This window comes from Acidobacteriota bacterium (assembly GCA_038040445.1).
Taxonomy (GTDB): Bacteria; Acidobacteriota; Blastocatellia; order UBA7656; family UBA7656; genus Onstottus_A; species Onstottus_A frigus.
In genome coordinates, this window is sequence record JBBPIG010000008.1 from 1 (window position 1) to 16,885 (window position 16,885).

A 16,885-nucleotide genomic window follows, 5' to 3' on the forward strand; every position below is an offset into this window, starting at 1 on the left:
ACGCAAAAATGAATGGGTTCGTTCATCTTGACGTCAAGTATGGCGATGGAAGTCTTGACAAGCACCGAGCCATAAACCTACCGTTCAATAAGGCGTTCACCGTGGCGCTTGCTGAAATAGGATCCAACTGGCGCAAAAGCATCGTACTTGGTATCTGGAAGGGAGAAGAAAACGATGAAGTGGTGGCGCAGATTTCTCTTTACCAAACATTCGCCACGAAACGAAGCGGAGTTCGTAAGCCTAAACTCTACGCTTGCCGCTCAATTCAATGGCTTCGTCGCGACTCATCTGGGGTGGGCGGCTGACGTTATTCCTGACAATGCGGCGATCCTGATCGAAGTGGAGGGAGATCAGGAATTCAATGAATGGTCACGCAAGCTAGTGCATGCGTCCGTTGAACCGGGGCAGTCAATATTCCCCGTACTCTTCCAGCGCCTTTCGGCCGATGGCGCGAAGATGGAAATTCACCCGGCTATCCTGAAGCGACATCCCGAACGAATCACTGCCGATCTAGCCTTCTAGTCTACTGCCCTTGGATAGCCGCTTTGTGTCCGTGTCATCGTGTCTTTGTGTTTAGCCTCTCGCCTAGCCGTGCGTTCGCTCGAAGTCTTTCATGAACGCGACCAGTGCCTCGACGCCTTCCTTCGGGAACGCGTTGTAGATCGAAGCGCGAATGCCGCCAATCGAGCGATGACCCTTGAGTCCGTCAAGTCCTGCCTTCGTCGCTTCGCCGACGAATTGTTTTTCGAGATCTTCGCTCGGCAGCCGGAACGTCACGTTCATCAGCGAGCGGCAGTCAGCGTGCGCGTGGCCGCGATAGAAGCTGCTCGCGTCAATCGCATCGTAAACCAGTTTGGCCTTCTCTTCGTTACGACGTTCGGCTGCTTCTAGCCCACCTTGCTCGATTAGCCATTTCATCACCAGCCGCATGACGTAGATCGTGAATACCGGCGGCGTGTTATAAAGCGACTTGTTCTTCACGTGCGTGTTGTAGTCCAGCATCGTGTGCATGCCTTGCGGGCTTCGGGCGAGCATGTCGTCGCGAATGAAAACAAGCGTGACTCCTGCGGGCGCCAGGTTCTTTTGCGCGCCGGCGTAGATCAGCGCGTACTTGTTGACGTCGATCGGACGCCCGAATATGTCCGACGAAGCATCGGCCACCAGAGGCACGGCGCCGACCTCAGGGTCGTACTTCCACTCGACTCCGTGAATCGTCTCGTTGGTGGTGAGGTGAACGTACGCAGCTTCCGGGTCGAGTTTGAGTTCATCTTGTTTGGGAACGCGCGTGAAGTTCTCCGCTTCCGTAGAGGCGGCCACATTCACCTGACCGACTCTTTGCGCTTCCTTGATTGCTTTCTTCGACCACGAGCCGGTGCTGACGTAGTCGGCTTTTCCGCCGGCGGGCAGGAGATTCATCGGCACCATCGAGAACTGGAGCGACGCGCCGCCTTGCAGGAACAGCACGTGGTAGTTGTCGGGGATGCCGGCGAGCTTGCGAATGTCGGCTTCGCAACCCTGGATGATCTCGTCGAATGCTTTCGAGCGATGGCTTATCTCGAGCACCGACATCCCGACGCCAGGGAGCGCGACCAGATCACGCTGCGCTTCTTCGAGCACCTCGAGCGGCAGCACCGCCGGTCCGGCTGAAAAGTTGTAGATTCGTTGTGTCATGATTCCCCCGAAATGGGGGATAGGGGGTGGGGCTTAGGGGTTGGAACTGGCCAGCCCCTAACCCCCAGCCCCCAACCCCTCTGGATAGAAAATATACTGATGGGGCTGAATGCGGCCACTTCTGATATTCCTGTTCTCAGCTACGGGTCGAAAGAATCTGTGCTCTTGTGGTTTCAGTTTGAAATACTCATTTTCAGAAATGATAAATACTTCTCTCAATCCGGCTCGTATGCCCTGCCGTATATGAAAAAGATCGGGAACGTAACTCGTTGACGACCGATTCTAACCATTCGGCCAGCACGTCTTCGATTCGGCGCTGCGTCTGGGATGCACCGTAGCCGCGTGACGCACCACTTGGTCGGACACCTGAATTGTTATCTGTTCGCTCATACGTTCACCCTTAAGCTCAGTGCCTCATCAGCATATATCGAGCCGTGTCCCAAGGTCTACCGCCCGCTGCATATCGGATCATACTTTCCCAAACTCTGGATGGTACTTCACCAATCCATGCCGACCCCCGAGCGCATCCGGTTTCAGCTCTGCCACCATGAACACTTCATCACGAACATCATATTCGGATCGAAGCCCTTTCAAGCTGGCGCGAACAAAGCCAAAGCGCGGATAGTACTCCGGATGCCCGAGCACGACGACGATGTCGTGGCCGAGGCCGCTGCACTCTTTCAGCCCTTCTCTCACCAGTTGTGTTCCGATTCCTTGATTCTGATATTCGGGCAAGACCGACATCGGCGCGAGACCCATCGCCGCAAAAGCATGCTCTTCTGATTCAACGGACACCGGGCTAAAGAAGATGTGCCCGACTACCTGATCATCAAGTGTCGCAACCAACGAGATGTATGGCCGCGCTTTCTCGCGAAGCGCGTCTACCAAATCAGCTTCGTTCGGCTGGGCGAAGGCCAGTTGGTTAACGCGGTAGACTGCCGCGTGATCTTCTGTTGTTTCAGGTCTGATGCTTATCAACCGATGCCCTCTCTGAACCTTCCCGAGCTGTGATCTCATTCTATGTGCAGTCGGCCCAGCCGGGGCAAGCCCACCTTCCCGACCTGTGATCTGATTCAATGTGCAGGCGGCCCGGGCGGGTGCAAGCCCACCTACCTACGCCGCTTGATGCCGGAACAAGCATACGCGCCCATTGCGTCGTTTGAGTAGTGGACACAATAGTCAGGCCATGGAAAAAGGCGGAGCGATACGAATCGCTTCCGCCATTTTTCTAATTGAGAGCTCAAGGCTATTCTACTGATCTTTTTTCTCGGTTCCCGGCCTTCGGAGCTCGCTCTCTATCTTGAACCGCATAGGGGACGGCATCCCTTCTTTGATCGTGTAGTCGGACGGCACTTCGAATAGAGAGTGTGCCGGCTCGCTGCGATTGATGCTTGTCAGACGATAGGTGGTTTCGCCCATCCGCGGGTCGCTGTTCTTGCTCATGATCAAGGTTTGCAGCTCGGGTGAGTACCAGCGCTCGGAGATGATATAGATAGGCGCCTCGTTTCCGACTTCGCCGGCAGCAATGGTAGTCGTGAACCTGGTGCCTTCGGCTTCAACGCCCTCGACGGTTTGTTTTCCAAGCGATTCCTTCTTGGTGTTCTTGGGATCTACCCTGGTCTTCATGACTCCAGGGCCGGGTCCCCCCGGTCCAGGTCCGAACCCACCGGGTCTCCCCATCTCGACTCTGATCTCCGTCGTGGCTTTTTGATGCAGTTCGGAGGTCACGCCTCCGTCTTCGCGAGCGCTGACTCTCGCCGATTCGGTCATAAATTTCTTGCCCATGCCGGGGAGGGCGATCTTGCGAGCGATTTTGTTCTTCGCCTCGAGAACATAGTTGACCTCGGCAACCGGATCGTTGATGAAGATCGTCTGCTGCGGTTCGCCTGCCGCGGCATATGCCCCAAGCGCGCCGATCGTCTGCTCGCGGCGCGTGCGGCCTTCGCCATCGCGGTAGACCGCTGCAGTGGTTCGCCGCACTATGCGATTGCCATCGGCTAGCGTTTGCACTGTCTCGGTGACAGCCTGTGCCGAATAGGGCGCGCCCTTTACCAACTTGCCGTCGATACTCATCTCCGAGGAAACGAATACAAACGTGTTGTCACCCTGGCGGGCAAAGGAGGCCTGTCCCGGCTCGGCGATCACGACGCCGCCCTGGGCGACAACGACCTCGCGCGAGGTGGGCGGCGTTCTCTCCTGAACTGCTTGCGCTCCGACGCCGGCGACGCTTGCCAGCACAGCAACAGCGCAAATGATCGTAACAAGCATGCTTCTTCTTTGAGTCGTCATAATGTCCTCTCTTTCAGCGTTATTTTTTCATAAGTCAAAAACAGGCAGTCTGTTAAGGGTGACCAACCGTGGGCGCCCTTACTGGTCTTCAGTGAACAAAGCGAATCGCGCGCGCCAGTCCGTCGTTGCCGACTACGACATCGGCCTTAATGCGCTCGTTGGCTCGCTCCATGTTCATTGGCAACCCGAACGATATGAGCGCGGATCGCGGCAGCTCGACGCGCATGACTTGCCCGCTATCCAATTGAGCAAGGCTATCGCGGTTCATCAGCGGGATGAAGTCCGTTGCTATCTCGAGGTCGCCACTTGACTCGTTGAGACTATCCTCTGCGCGTTGTGATCGACCGTCGTTCTTGATCGCGCCAGGCGTCCCCCTGACGCGGTTCGGCGCGCGATCAACCGCAAATCTCGGTCCGGCAATCGCCGGCGAAGGTAACGGCTTTGGCGCAGCCAGGCGATCATTCGGTGAAGCAGGAGCCGCGGTGCCGTCGGCCTTTTGTGGGACAGGTTGTTGTAGGTCTCGAGATCGCGACGCGCTCAGCCAGAGCGCCATAACGATGGCGGCCGCCGCCGCCACGCCCGCCGCCAGGTACACCCATCTGCGCACTGTTGATCGGGCGCTTGCGAACGGCACAGTCATAGTCGAGTGTTGCTCACGGAAGGCCGCAAGCAGCGCGGTTTCAACGCCCCTCGGAGCTTCTTCAACCGCTTCGGCTACCCGTCGCAGCCCGGTTGTGAGCGCCCGCTCATCAGCGAGCCGCGTCGCACAACCCGCGCACGACGCCGCGTGCGAGAGCGCCTTCTCGCGCAGAGAAGCATCCATCATTTGATCTCTTGCCAGATCGTTGACCACACTGTTTAGCTCGTGACAGTTCATGCGAAACACCTCGCCGGTTTGACTTCCTCTGAAGCCGAGCTGCGAGCACGCGTAGCACGAAGCCGCTCCAGGAGAAGCGCCCGCGCTCGGTGAAGCCGCGACCGCACCGTGCCTACTGCGCAGCCAATCACACCGGCCGCTTCGACGTAGCTCATCTCGTGCAGCTCGCACAACACAATTGCCTCTCGATAGTGCGCTGGCAAAACAAGAATCGAATCACGCAGCTCCTTGATCGTCTCGTTTCGCGTCAGGTCCCCGAGCGGATCACCTTCGGCGATCAAAGCATCGTGAGTGATCGCACCATCCACCTGGGGGTCCGCCAACTGAACAAACAAACGGTCCCGTTCAAGCCTTCGCAAAACATGATTGCGTGCGATCCCGTACAAGTACGCAGCCAACGAGCCTCTGTTCGGATCAAACCTCGCGGCTTCACGCATCAGAACCATGAACACTTCTTGAGTCACGTCCTCGGCCACCGTTTGAGACCCGCTCATCTGAAGCGCGAACCTGTAGACGCCGCCTTGCCGCCGCCGATAAAGCATCGTGAACGCGTCTTCATCTCCGGCCATCATGAGCCGCAGCAGGTCCGGATCGCTGGGAGTCGTTTGCAGAGTCATCTTTTGTCTGTGAACGGCCAGCCCGCCTGCTGACATTATTGATTCACGCCGGCAGGTTGGAAAGTTCCAAAAGGTGGGAGAGACCGGATGTTTCAACCCGATGCGCACGCGGGCATCACGCAGGCGAAGTGCGACGCAAAGCGAGCCGGTGGCGATCGAGCGCATCGCCACCGGACCCATACATGAACAAACATATCTTCACAGCGCGGGAAACGAGCTCATCTATTCTTTCTCGGCAGGCTTCTCGCCCTCGGCGGGCTTCTTTGCGACAGACTTCGGCGCCGGCGGAGGCTTGGGTGTCCAGTATTCACCTCCCGTCTTTGCCCACTCTTTCGACACGTAGCTCATCTTCGGGCTGAATGAGTAGATGGACGTCTCGGTGCTGATAACCGAATCCGCCAGCAGCTTCTGCCGCTTTCTGGCGTTCTCTTCGCCCATGGCTTCCTGGACCGCTCTGCCAACCGCCGGATTCGGGTCCATCTCGGCTAGCGATTTCCGGGGTGTAAAGATCAGATAGGTTCCGTTCGGCATGCCCGCCCTCACCGCGTAGAATACACTGTGGGACTTGGGGTCCGCTTTCTTCACCGCCTCCGCAAGTATCTTTCTTGCTTCCTGGTATTCCTGATCGTGGCCCGGCCTTACCCGCACAGTATTAACCGCGAAGTACCGCATTTGTGAAACGTCGAAGCCGCCTCCAATGGTCAACTCTTCATTCAGAACACAGAGGATGGTTCGCTGGCCGCTCCGGAACTCGGCATCCATCGCGTCCAACCGATCGAAGTCGGCGCTCACTTGCGAGTTCTTCGCGAAATTCTCGCGGTCCTTTTGAAGCGCCGCAAACGAGTCATAGGCACTTACGAACCACGCGTCGGTACCGCCATACGCCGCGGTCATCGCCAAAGAATAGACTGGCCACTTGGCTTTTTGAAACGCGCGAACGTAGCCGGTTTCGAGCTTCTCGTGGGCAGCGCCTCTCCCGGCCTTGATCTCTTCGCGAAAGATCGAAAGCACTTTAGGCGGCCCCGTCGGCGCTGCCTGCTGCGCCGCCGCCTCAAGCGCGGTTGAAACAAACATGCATAAGGCGAACACAAACAACAGACTCTTTTTCATAAGATTCTCCTCCAAACTTTTTCTTCAAGGTTAAGCTGCCTAGTCCTAAGAGGGTGCTTTACGGCCCTCTTTTGCGACGGTCTTCTTCGCAGATGCGCCCTCACGAAGAGTTCCTATCTCTTTTCATCGGTGTTGGCTGGCGCTTTCTTCCTGGCCGGCGCGGGCCCCGGGCTCGACATCGGTTTCAGCGTCCAGTAACCAGGATCGGCGTCCACCCATTCCTTTAACACGTAGCTCAGTTGTGGACTGAAGGCGTAGATGTTGACGTCGTTGAACACGATCGAGTCGCTCGAAAGGCTGGCGATTTTCTTCGTGCCGCTCTCGCCCAACGCGTCCTGATAAGCCTTTCCATGCGGCTGCGGCGCCACTCCGTCTGCCTCCGCGAGAGATTTCCAGGGGATCGCCACAATGTAAGTCCCCACCTGTGCGCCTCCCGTCACCTGATAGACCGCCATGTTCTCATCCACCTTTGCCTTCTCATGCGCGGCTTTGATGATCTTGCGCGCTTCTTCGAATTCGCTCACGTGACCGGGTCTCACACGAATGGTCTCGACTCTCATAAAACGCGAGCGCACTATGTCAACTGGCCCGTTGTAGCTGAGGTCCGGGCGCAGCCGCGCAAGCATATCTCGCTGGGCTGAGTGATAGTCTTCGCCGGCGTGGCGCGTTCGATCGAAGTCGGCTTTGTAGGTCTCGCCGATTTTGTCGAGGTCTTGCTGGGCTTTGCCAAACGCCGCGAATGAATCGAAGGGCCAGAAGTACATCACTTCGTTTTCGTTTCCAGCTACCGGGACCAGCGCCAGGCGGTGATGCGGCGACTTCGCCTTGGCCCAGATTCGGACGGTAGCGTTTGCTTCCATCGAGTGCGCTTCCATCATTCCGGTCTTGATGTCCTCGCGCACTATCTGAAGCACCGGGGGCGGTCCGGGCGGGCCCGTCTGAGCAGCCGCCTGAAGGCCGAACAAGCAAACCACGCACATCGAAAACAAGAATCTCTTTTTCATCGTCACCCTCCTTCGGGTTGTTTGGAATAAAGTTGAAGGGAAAACACAGAATCGCATCCGAAGCGCAGCGTTTCCAGCTTCCACGGTTATGTGCAGAGTCCTCGATGCCGCCCGGTTAATCCTTGACCCCGACGGATCGAGAAATGATTAGCGTGTCTGCTGTGCGAACACCCAGGAGCCGGGCTTCAGCGGGAATGACTAGTGGGTCTACAGCGGGTAGGATTATATCACCAGGTCTGCTTGTCGCAACTTAGCTTCTTCGTTATTCGAAAGTCCCCTTTCTACAGAACAAGGTCGAACCCGCTGTGCGCGGTTTGCTCTGGAACGGTGAAAGATCTAATCACCAGCAAGTGTCCGGCGCTCGCCATTTCAGCGCAAGTGAACGGGCGACGACGGGCTTCAGACGAATGTTCCCACCGTCAACCAGAGCGTGAGTCAGGCCTCGAATACGTGTGTGCTAAGCGCCTTGTCGTGCAGACCCTGTTTCTGGTCGTCAAAGAGTGGCCAAAGATAAAGAAGGAAGCACAGACTCCCTAACACTTGCTTAACAAGCTCGCGCAGGAATGCCTTGCCGAATCCGAGCGGCTGGCCGTTTAAGTCAAGGCACTTGATCTTCATCCATCGCTTTCCGAGCGTCGCCCCGTCTCGGCCGAGCAGATACACGTTGTACAGCCACACGATCAATGTGCCCACAAATATCAGCGCATAGCCAAGAAAGAACATGCCTAAAAAAGCACCCGCAGCGTCGTCGCTTATCCGGCCGCTTGCATCCGCCGAGGACGCCGCGCCAACCATCGCGATCGCAAACAGAATCCAGCCGGGAACAGTCCCAACGAATACGACCAGCCCGTCGAGCAACGCCGCCACGAACCTTTTACCCATGCTTGCGTAGGCGAACTGAGGCGGCGCACCATAAGCTCCCGGCTGCGCGCCGTATCCAGGTGGCGGCGCACCATAACCTCCCGGTTGTTGATATCCGTAAGACATGATCAATTCCTCCCTTTGCTGGATTGCAGTTCGAGTCGCCGGAGGCCCAAGCCTGAGCGCGTCTCATAAACTTTTCATTATCGGGGTAGGGCCTTGCAGCCGCGCGATTATATATAGCGAAACTGCACGCCGCAAACTGTTTTTGAGCTCGACAAACCCGAGTCTATGAGAATGCGTTGCGTGTATCGTTGCGCCTATCCACCACGACGCTGCCCGACTTGATCACAACCGCCGCGTGATTCACCCCGAAAAAGTAAGGTATCTGCCGGTAGTCGGGGCACTCGAACACAACCAGATCGGCTTGCTTGCCTGCCTCTAAGGATCCGAGCCGGCCTCCGCAGTCAAGAGTGTAAGCGGCGTTGATCGTAGCAGCAGTGATCGCTTCCGCTGGAGTCATTCGCATTTGGGTGCAGGCTATCGAGAGGACCATCTGCATCGACGGCGTCGGCGAGCTGCCCGGATTGAAATCAGTGGCAAGCGCTACGGCGATACCTGCTTCGATCATCGCCCGCGCGCGCGCATAGCGAGTGAGCCCAAGATTGAATACCGCTCCTGGAACCAGCACTGCGATGACTCCGGCTCGCGCAAGCGCGGCAATTCCAGCGTCATCGATCCACTCGAGGTGATCGGCGGTCGCAGCCCCAAGCTCCGCCGCGAGACGGGCGCCTCCGCTTAGACTCAGTTGCTCTGCGTGTAGACGAACGCCCAGTCCGAGCTCTTTCGCGCGGACGAGCACCCGGCGCGATTCATCGACGTTGAATACATGCGATTCGCAAAAGACGTCCGCGTAGCGAGCGAGACCTTCGGCGGCGACTCGTGGAAGCATTTCGTCAATCACCAGCCGTATGTAGTCCTCGCGCGCGCTGCGATACTCGTCCGGGATTTCGTGCGCGCCGAGGAATGTGGGAATCAGTTCAAGCGGCGTCTCGGCGTTCAGCCTTTGAATCACCCGCAGGATCTTCATCTCATCTTCGACGGTGAGGCCGTAGCCGCTCTTGGCTTCGACGGTCGTTGTTCCGTGCTCGAGCAGCCAGTGCATGCGCGGCAAAGCCATCTCGAACAGTTCGTCTTGTGAAGCAGCGCGAGTCTTTCGCACCGTCGAGCGGATGCCTCCGCCTTGCGAGGCGATCTGCTGATAGGTGAACCCCGCCGCGCGCATCTCGAATTCGTCCTCTCGGGTGCCGGCGAAAACCGGGTGTGTGTGGGCATCAACGAAGCCGGGCATAACAACTGAGTTGCGCGCGTCAATACGCAGAGCGTCCGGGCGGGCTTGCGGCTTGACCTGGGAAGCGGCTCCCGTGGCCACTATCACGCCATCACGCGCGAGCAGCGCGCCGCCTCTGACAATGGCAAGCTCGCGCATCTCGGCGCCCGTGCGCGGACGCGCTGGACCCGCGAGCGTGACAAGCTGGGAAACATTCTCGATGAGGAGTTCCGCCATCTCTGATTAACCTAACGCAGTAGCCCAGTCCGTGGCCACCGCAGCAGCTTAATATGACTCGGTTTCCCATAGCCTAGGCGTTCACGAGACTGTGTCAAACTCCGGGAATACCACCCCACGGCAGTGGGTGGGATTCCCGGCCTCTTCACAATCCCGCTAGCCGGAGGACGAGAGCTGCACATCCTCACCGTACTTCTTGCCCAGCGCCTTCAAATAGGTTTCGATCGAAGCCGTCGGACTGAAAAACACGCGCGACATGAACCGAAAGATCGGATTGTAGACTTCTCCGTTTTCGGTGATGGTGACGCGGCTTCCGCTGCCGCTCGCTTGCAGATCATAGGTCCAGGTCCCGCCAAACGGCCGGTCGGGATCGGCGATTCGCAACACCAATCGCGACGGCGGGTTCGCCTCGACCGTTTCGAGCGTCATCTTCCCGTTCTTTCCATCTTCTCGCCAGACTCTATGACCGTCGCGATCGGAGATCACTTCAACGCTCTTGACGTCGGCTCGCCACTGTGGAAACGCGGCGCAGTCGGTCATAGCTTGCCACAGAACTTCGGGCGGTTTGTTGATGACGGTTGTCCTCGATGCCGAGTGACCTTTTGGCATGAGAGAACCGATGATAGCCACCACCGCGATGAGCGCCGCGATGACCCCAACCACAATCAGAAACCATTTCATTTCTTTCTCCTTCCATGGGCGTCCCTGGGAGCGCAGGCATCCTTGCCTGCTCGTAGCCTGCTCTTACAGCAACCGGGATTTCCTTGCTTGAGCAGAAGCGGGCAGGCAGGGATGCCTGCGCTCCCAGGCCATTGTGTCCTCCCCCGCTTCTGTGATTATATTGTTCGCCAACAGACAATCAATGGAGGCGCTTGAATGAGCTTTACAAGAATGGACCAGGGCAAGATCGAAGACTGGATGGCAATCGGTCAGGCGGTCACCCAGCGGCAGGCGTCGATGCCCCGCATCATCAAGGCGATGCTGCTTCAACTCGAAGAGCAAGTTGACGGCTTTGCGGTAAACCAGCTCGATCACAGCTTGCAGACGGCTACCCGCGCGCTTCGCGACGGAGCGTCGGAAGAGATGGCCGTCGCGGCGTTGTGTCACGACATCGGCAAGGTGATTTCAGTTGAGAACCACCCGGCAATTGCCGCGGAAATTCTGAGGCCTTACGTCTCGCGCGAGACCTACGAGGTCATTCGCACGCACCAGGATTTTCAGGGGCGGCACTACTACGCACTGATGGGCAAGGACCCCGACGCGCGACGGCAGTATGCGAACGAGCCGTGGTACGAGATGGCTTGCGTGTTCACCGACGGATGGGACCAGTCATCATTCGATCCTGAATACGACACGCTTCCGCTGTCGCACTTCGAGCCGATGATCGATCGCGTCTTCGCAAGTCCAAAAAGAGAGCTGGCCCAAAGCGCATAGACTCGTTGGTTCTTTTGAGCCCGAGCTAACAACTACCGAGAGGTTTCCAATGTTGAGCTTCACCGTCAGAACGAGCATTACGCTGCTTGCCGGCGCTTTGTCCCTGGCGTGCGGGACTCCGCCAACTGTAGTTTCAACGAACGCGCCGCAGGCTGCCGCACCGCAGGCTGCCGCGTCAAGTTCGCAGGGTGAGCTTCGATTAAAGGCCCCTGATGGCTGGGTGAGCGAGCGGCCTTCATCGAGCATGCGCGTGTCGCAATATCAGCTTCCAGCCGCAGAGGGCGACGCAGAAGCAGCGTCGCTCGTCGTGTACTACTTTGGAGCGGGCCAGGGCGGCTCGGTGAACGCCAACCTCGAGCGTTGGATCGGTCAGATGCAGCCACCCGATGGCCGTCCGTCACAGGATAAAGCTAAGACAGAAACGACAAGCGTCAACGGCATGAAAGTCACGCTGTTGGATGTCGCCGGCACCTACGCCGGAGGCGATATGGGCGGAGGCGGAACCGCTCAAAGCAAGCCGAACTTTCGCATGCGCGCGGCGGTCATCGAGACTCCAAAGGGAGCGTATTTCATCAAGCTGGTCGGGCCGGAGAAGACCGTGGCCCGGTGGGATCAAGCCTTCCACGAGTTCGTCAGGTCCGCAGAGTTCAAAGGATGAGCCTTATCAAATGGCGGCTTCTCTTGAGAAGATTTCGCCGTTGGATAGTCGTCGCGCTGGCCACACGACAGACTACACGCGCGAGAACCAAGTTGATTCTCGCCCTGTTGATTTTCGCCCTCGCCTTCGCAGTCCGCTCTCTCCACGCAGTTGATCTTGCTGCCTTGATGTACACGACCGAGCAGCCCTTCAACGGGCTGACTGAGGGCTATGACCTCAGGGCCGTCTCCATTCTAAGAGGCGAAGGTGTACTGGGCCCTTACAACATCGATACCTCAGATACGAAATGGCTGACGCAAGCGCCCGGATATTCCATTTTCCTCGGCGGCGTCTATGCAATACTTGGACGAGATTTCTTCAAACCCCAGCTTGTTCAAAACGCCGTCAACTCGCTCTCGGCAGTGTTGATTTTTCTGATCGCCGGTTCGCTCATAAGCTGGCGCGTGGGCGCCGTCGCGGGCGTGCTTGCGGCGCTGTCTCATCACCTTGCTCACATATCGAATTTCATCCTCCCCGATGCGATGCACGCGCTTCCGGTGCTTGCGGCCATCTATCTTCTGGTGATAGCCCGCCGCGCGCATCACTCGTACTGGCTTTACGCGGCGGCCGGATTGATGATCGGGCTTGGGTCGTGGCTCAGAGCGCAAACGATTCTGCTGGGATTATTCCTGGTCGTGATGCTTGCGATGATCAACACGCGGCGATGGCTTGTGGTGAAGCGCGTTGCGGTGACGGCGATAATTTCGCTTGTTGCGATAGCTCCTATCACGATTCGGAACTATGTGGTATACGGCGAGTTCATCCCCATACAGGTTGGGCTGGGGATTCTTCTCTGGGAGGGCATAGGTGACGCGAGCGGCGATAGATTCGGGGCCGTGAAGCAGGACACGGAAGTAGCGACGCAAGAAGCTGAGTTGTATGGCGACCCACGCTACGCGGGATCGTGGACCACGCCAGACGGCATAAAGCGCGACCGCGATAGAACGAAGCGAAGTCTCGGCATCGCCGTGCGCTATCCGATCTGGTACGCGGGAGTGATGATGCATCGATGCGGCGAGATGCTGAAGTATTCCGCGCACGCGCCGCTGGTGCTTACGGTCTCGCAAGCGAGGTCCGAACAACGCTCGGCTCCGATCAAGCGAGTCTGGAGCGAAATAACACCGGACGACTCCAGCCTGGCCGTTGGCGAAAGCATCTTCTGGATGCGGCCGGTCGTGAGAGGACTTCAGCGAATCGCGAAAGAGACCATGCTGGGCTTCATCATCATCGGCGCGATTATTCTGTTTGCGGCAAGCTGGCGCAGGGCAATGTTCATTTCGATTGTGCCGCTCTATTACTTCTTGTTTCAGTCGGCTATGCACACCGAGTTTCGCTACACGCTGCCAATGCAGTATTTCGTATTCGTGTTTGCCGCGACGGTATGGGTGCTGATTTGCGTCGGCGTGCCGAATGTCATTAAGTCATTCTTCGATAGAAAAGTGAACCGCGCGCCGGCTATCCATTGAACCCCACGGGAGCGGAATAGTAATGGACTGCCTCCTCATATATTGGTGACCGTCCGTTTCAAATACTTCGTGAGTCGAGCCCCCGACATGCCGGTGCAGTAGAGCGCAGCCGCCGCGCATATAAACAAGAAATAATGCATTGGCAGAGTATACCGGTAGTCTATACCGAAGGGCGCATGACTTAATAAATAGTAAACCGGGACCGCGAGCACTATCAGGAGCGTCCGCCACTGGCCAGCCAGTGCCAGAAGCATTATGCCCGTGACGATTAGCAATCTCATATAGGAGGTCTTGAAGAGGTTCTGCTGCAGCGCCCTGATAACTGCGCGCGGCGGACGAGTCCACTGGTAAGGAGTAGGCCCAAGTTCGAACAACTCGGTCCGGCCTAACTTGATAGAGGTTTTGCTCGCTTGTCTCGCATGGTAGCTGATCGCAACCCCGGTGGCGGTTTGATGGCCGCTCGCAAAAGGAATCTCAACAACCGGGATCGCATGCCCGGGTGTCGGAGGGGGTTCGCTTTGTCTCTCGATAGAGCCTGGCTCTTTACTGTTGATAGCGCTTGGTTCCGGCGCCTTCAACAGTACTTCTCGTCCTAACGTAACTCGTTGGTCAGTACTCTTGGCCTCGATAGCCGCTTCTCCTTCCTCAAGTTCGGCTGAGATCTTAAGTATGTAATCAGTGTGCTTCTTCAAAGAACTAGGCGTGCTGAGAAGCAAAGTCTCGTCCGCCCGCCCCGACCCTGAAAGAACAACCTCCTGCCCGTCGTTGGCAAGCGAACCTGCTGCTTTTTGTGAGATTGGGCTGCTCATCCAGTCTTCTGCTGTGATGGACGATATTGGCTGAATCCCGGATGGGACTTCGGTGTTATGTCCAAATGATGGGGTCCAGGAAACGCTAGGAGCTCTGCTGGTGCGAGATGTCAAAGCGGTCGTACGAAAGTCATTGTATCTCACCATGAAAGCCATGCGCTGAATCATGACGCTGACCGCCCATGTGGGATTGGCGCGGAGAACCGCAAGCGCTCTAGCAACGCGCGAATAGTCTCGGTCTATTCCATCTGGGACCCAAAGGCTTTTTCTATAGTCGCGCCTCCCGTGCCATTCCGCATCCTTGATACACACGCCCTGGTCGTAAGCGGCCATCCCGAGTCTGCCTTCAGCATCGTACTCGCCGATGCCTTCGACAAGTAGCACCCCGCTTGCTAGCGTCACCGGCACGAAGCGGTGAAATACAACCCAGTTGCGAATCGTTATAGGTGAAATGACAATCGCCATCGCACAAACAAGCGCTGCTGAGTAGCTCAATCGCTTGCCGCGCTCGAATAACACCGCGATCACCAGAACGAGAAAGGGCGCGAGCAGCAGCGCATTAGACCTCAGCCAACAAGACAGGCCGAGCATAGCGCCAGCGGAAACTACAGTCACCAGACGCGGTCGTTTGTATGCCCTGATGAACAGATAGATTGCAGCTAAAATCGGTAAGATATAGAGAGTGTCAGGGGAGAGCCATAAGGAGTGGTAAGCAAGGTGTGGTGAAATAGCTGCGATTACGCCGGCGATAAACGCTATGGCAAGCGGAAACAACTGGGCGGCGATCAAAAGGATGAACACGTCAGCCAGAGCGGCAAAGAGAATTTGCAGGAGCCTGAGAGCGGCGTAATATCTGTCTGGCGTATCATTACCGTAAATTGCCACAAGCAAGATGGAGTACCCGGGAGGATGAAATAGCATTCGCGCGTCGCTAGGATCGACCGGCTTGCTGGGGAACAGTAGACCTCCGTCATTGAACATCCTCTGCTTCTCTTCTTCGTAGTTGTAGACAAGATTGGTGGCAAGCGATTGCTCGTGAAGAACCTCGCCGCGCATATCTTGAAAGTACAGAAGCCTGACCGCCACAGAAAGAAGAAGCACCGCTGCGCACATAAGGCCTAGCCACCGCCGGTGGCGTCTTTTCCTGAGGCTGCCCTCTGACTCAGATTTCGCAAGCTGCTCAGACAACCAGACTCTTACACTGTTAATTCGTCGCGCGGACATATCTTTAGATTGTATAACGAACTTTGCTCAAACATCCCGCTGACCCGGTTTTGGATTCGAGACAATTGTCGGCAACCTCGCGCTCAGGCGTTTTTCCCGTTCAGCGGGAAATGTTTTACTTGCGGAGCTATGATAGGCAGCTCACTGACCGAAGTGGATATTAAGTTCAGATCAATATGCCACCCGTATCAAGCATCCTCCTTGCTTCATCGCGATAGGGATGAGCCAGAGACTGAATCGTGGAGTCTCCGCGCGCGATTTCGGCTGACGCATCCTGCCAATACAGGAGCCTGACGGCTAAGGCATCCGCGTCAGGTCCGTCTCAGCAGCGATGAATCCGAAGGCGGGCCAGTACTTGCCCGAGGTGATCTTTTGAAATAGCTCTTTCGCCTTAGCCTTGTCGCCGTTGTAAAGATGCCAGTTGGCGAGGCCGTACCCGACAGTCGCAATCTCCAGATCGGTCATCTTGTCGTTGATCAGCTCGGCTTCCTTCTTCAGCCCCTTGTAGAACAACAGCCGGTCAAAGTAGGACCTGTTCTCTTCGACCTTGAGATCGGCCGTGATGCGATCGAGCACCTTCGCGGCGTCTGCGTCTTTCTTTTGCCGGCGATAGCTCATGTAGAGCCAATCGGAAACGGCGATCAGCGAATCGTCTTTATCGACCACCGCCCGGCACCTTTCGTAAGCCGCCGCCGCCTTGTCGAATTTGCCTTTCAGATAGTAAGCGAGCCCCAGGTGATACCAGATGTCATAGTTCTTATCGTTGAGGCGGGCGGCTCGCTCCATATCGGCGACAGCCTTATCGAACTGCCGAGTGGTGATGTAGCGGTGCCCGCGGTGGCGGTATAGCATCGCGTTATTCGGATCCAACTCGAGTCCTCGCGTGTACGTGGCTATCGCATCACGATAGCGCCATACGGTAGATTGCGCGCGGCCGAGAGCAATCAACAACTCGATGTTCTTTGGATCAGCCGCGAGCTTCTTCTCGGCTTCGGCCACTACACCTTTCTCATCAGGCTGCGAATAGAATTTCGCGCCTCGGGGCGAAACAGCTTCGGGTTGGCCCTGCGTCTGGGCCTCGCACACAAGCACAAGCCAAAACATCATCGTCATTGTTGCACGCGTTAATCGAAGGGTCATCTGGCACCTCATAGCCTCAGTCAGGTTAGCCTCGTCTGGGCGAACCACCAAGCCCACCTGCCGCTGTGGCCGGTGAGTTGAACCCTGAAAAGCCGTCATGCCGCCGCGGTCAGCAGCGG

Annotated in this window: 16 protein-coding genes; 4 read left to right on the forward strand and 12 right to left on the reverse strand. The window is 57.1% G+C overall.

Translation table 11 applies throughout. The annotated features are described in order from the left end of the window. Positions 1-305 (forward strand): hypothetical protein (locus tag AABO57_10395; GenBank protein ID MEK6286139.1); only part of this gene is annotated, 305 nt, incomplete at its 5' end. A 280-nt stretch (positions 306-585) separates the two neighbouring features. On the opposite strand, the gene serC is transcribed toward AABO57_10395, so the two are convergent. The 10 genes from serC to AABO57_10445 form a co-directional block, all read right to left on the reverse strand. After that, complete coding sequence (serC, locus tag AABO57_10400) at positions 586-1,671, reverse strand: 3-phosphoserine/phosphohydroxythreonine transaminase (protein ID MEK6286140.1); 1,086 nt, start codon at positions 1,669-1,671, stop codon at positions 586-588. Between the two features lie 468 nt (positions 1,672-2,139). Further along, complete coding sequence (locus AABO57_10405) at positions 2,140-2,649, reverse strand: N-acetyltransferase (GenBank protein ID MEK6286141.1); 510 nt, start codon at positions 2,647-2,649, stop codon at positions 2,140-2,142. 273 nt (positions 2,650-2,922) lie between these two features. After that, positions 2,923-3,960, reverse strand: coding sequence for a hypothetical protein (locus AABO57_10410; protein MEK6286142.1), 1,038 nt, complete (start codon positions 3,958-3,960; stop codon positions 2,923-2,925). Between the two features lie 88 nt (positions 3,961-4,048). Next, on the reverse strand, positions 4,049-4,837 hold the full coding sequence (locus tag AABO57_10415) for a hypothetical protein (protein ID MEK6286143.1): 789 nt from the start codon (positions 4,835-4,837) through the stop codon (positions 4,049-4,051). Next, positions 4,834-5,634, reverse strand: coding sequence for a sigma-70 family RNA polymerase sigma factor (locus AABO57_10420; protein ID MEK6286144.1), 801 nt, complete (start codon positions 5,632-5,634; stop codon positions 4,834-4,836). Before AABO57_10420 ends, AABO57_10415 begins: the two co-directional genes overlap by 4 nt. 42 nt (positions 5,635-5,676) lie before the next feature. Further along, positions 5,677-6,564, reverse strand: coding sequence for a hypothetical protein (locus AABO57_10425; protein MEK6286145.1), 888 nt, complete (start codon positions 6,562-6,564; stop codon positions 5,677-5,679). A gap of 113 nt (positions 6,565-6,677) precedes the next feature. Then, positions 6,678-7,568 carry a hypothetical protein gene (locus AABO57_10430; protein ID MEK6286146.1) on the reverse strand — a complete coding sequence of 297 codons (891 nt, stop codon included), beginning with the start codon at positions 7,566-7,568 and terminating at the stop codon, positions 6,678-6,680. A 435-nt stretch (positions 7,569-8,003) separates the two neighbouring features. Further along, positions 8,004-8,555: an RDD family protein gene (locus AABO57_10435; protein MEK6286147.1), complete on the reverse strand. Its 552-nt coding sequence runs from the start codon at positions 8,553-8,555 to the stop codon at positions 8,004-8,006. Between the two features lie 163 nt (positions 8,556-8,718). Further along, on the reverse strand, positions 8,719-9,996 hold the full coding sequence (gene hutI, locus AABO57_10440) for an imidazolonepropionase (protein ID MEK6286148.1): 1,278 nt from the start codon (positions 9,994-9,996) through the stop codon (positions 8,719-8,721). Positions 9,997-10,152: 156 nt separating this feature from the next. After that, the gene (locus AABO57_10445; protein ID MEK6286149.1) at positions 10,153-10,677 is read right to left on the reverse strand and encodes an SRPBCC family protein; all 525 of its coding nucleotides are present in this window, start codon (positions 10,675-10,677) and stop codon (positions 10,153-10,155) included. Positions 10,678-10,872: 195 nt separating this feature from the next. Between AABO57_10445 and AABO57_10450 the strand changes: the two genes are divergently transcribed. The 3 genes from AABO57_10450 to AABO57_10460 are packed head-to-tail and all read left to right on the forward strand — an operon-like array spanning position 10,873 to position 13,593. Further along, the gene (locus AABO57_10450) at positions 10,873-11,430 is read left to right on the forward strand and encodes an HD domain-containing protein (protein ID MEK6286150.1); all 558 of its coding nucleotides are present in this window, start codon (positions 10,873-10,875) and stop codon (positions 11,428-11,430) included. A gap of 49 nt (positions 11,431-11,479) precedes the next feature. After that, the gene (locus tag AABO57_10455) at positions 11,480-12,088 is read left to right on the forward strand and encodes a hypothetical protein (GenBank protein ID MEK6286151.1); all 609 of its coding nucleotides are present in this window, start codon (positions 11,480-11,482) and stop codon (positions 12,086-12,088) included. Continuing rightward, the gene (locus tag AABO57_10460) at positions 12,085-13,593 is read left to right on the forward strand and encodes a glycosyltransferase family 39 protein (GenBank protein MEK6286152.1); all 1,509 of its coding nucleotides are present in this window, start codon (positions 12,085-12,087) and stop codon (positions 13,591-13,593) included. The genes AABO57_10455 and AABO57_10460 overlap by 4 nt, the downstream gene beginning before the upstream one ends. 35 nt (positions 13,594-13,628) lie before the next feature. On the opposite strand, the gene AABO57_10465 is transcribed toward AABO57_10460, so the two are convergent. Next, complete coding sequence (locus AABO57_10465; protein MEK6286153.1) at positions 13,629-15,515, reverse strand: glycosyltransferase family 39 protein; 1,887 nt, start codon at positions 15,513-15,515, stop codon at positions 13,629-13,631. A gap of 408 nt (positions 15,516-15,923) precedes the next feature. Continuing rightward, complete coding sequence (locus tag AABO57_10470) at positions 15,924-16,766, reverse strand: tetratricopeptide repeat protein (protein ID MEK6286154.1); 843 nt, start codon at positions 16,764-16,766, stop codon at positions 15,924-15,926. Positions 16,767-16,885: the final 119 nt, after the last annotated feature.

What these genes read in the sequence shown, in the direction of transcription:
- serC (MEK6286140.1), bottom strand. Translation starts at nt 1,671, where the DNA reads ATGACACAACGAATCTACAACTTTTCAGCCGGACCGGCGGTGCTGCCG.
- AABO57_10410 (MEK6286142.1), bottom strand. Translation starts at nt 3,960, where the DNA reads ATGACGACTCAAAGAAGAAGCATGCTTGTTACGATCATTTGCGCTGTT.
- AABO57_10415 (MEK6286143.1), bottom strand. Translation starts at nt 4,837, where the DNA reads ATGAACTGTCACGAGCTAAACAGTGTGGTCAACGATCTGGCAAGAGAT.
- AABO57_10420 (MEK6286144.1), bottom strand. Translation starts at nt 5,634, where the DNA reads ATGGGTCCGGTGGCGATGCGCTCGATCGCCACCGGCTCGCTTTGCGTC.
- AABO57_10425 (MEK6286145.1), bottom strand. Translation starts at nt 6,564, where the DNA reads ATGAAAAAGAGTCTGTTGTTTGTGTTCGCCTTATGCATGTTTGTTTCA.
- AABO57_10430 (MEK6286146.1), bottom strand. Translation starts at nt 7,568, where the DNA reads ATGAAAAAGAGATTCTTGTTTTCGATGTGCGTGGTTTGCTTGTTCGGC.
- AABO57_10435 (MEK6286147.1), bottom strand. Translation starts at nt 8,555, where the DNA reads ATGTCTTACGGATATCAACAACCGGGAGGTTATGGTGCGCCGCCACCT.
- hutI (MEK6286148.1), bottom strand. Translation starts at nt 9,996, where the DNA reads ATGGCGGAACTCCTCATCGAGAATGTTTCCCAGCTTGTCACGCTCGCG.
- AABO57_10445 (MEK6286149.1), bottom strand. Translation starts at nt 10,677, where the DNA reads ATGAAATGGTTTCTGATTGTGGTTGGGGTCATCGCGGCGCTCATCGCG.
- AABO57_10450 (MEK6286150.1), top strand. Translation starts at nt 10,873, where the DNA reads ATGAGCTTTACAAGAATGGACCAGGGCAAGATCGAAGACTGGATGGCA.
- AABO57_10455 (MEK6286151.1), top strand. Translation starts at nt 11,480, where the DNA reads ATGTTGAGCTTCACCGTCAGAACGAGCATTACGCTGCTTGCCGGCGCT.
- AABO57_10460 (MEK6286152.1), top strand. Translation starts at nt 12,085, where the DNA reads ATGAGCCTTATCAAATGGCGGCTTCTCTTGAGAAGATTTCGCCGTTGG.
- AABO57_10465 (MEK6286153.1), bottom strand. Translation starts at nt 15,515, where the DNA reads ATGTGCGCAGCGGTGCTTCTTCTTTCTGTGGCGGTCAGGCTTCTGTAC.
- AABO57_10470 (MEK6286154.1), bottom strand. Translation starts at nt 16,766, where the DNA reads ATGACCCTTCGATTAACGCGTGCAACAATGACGATGATGTTTTGGCTT.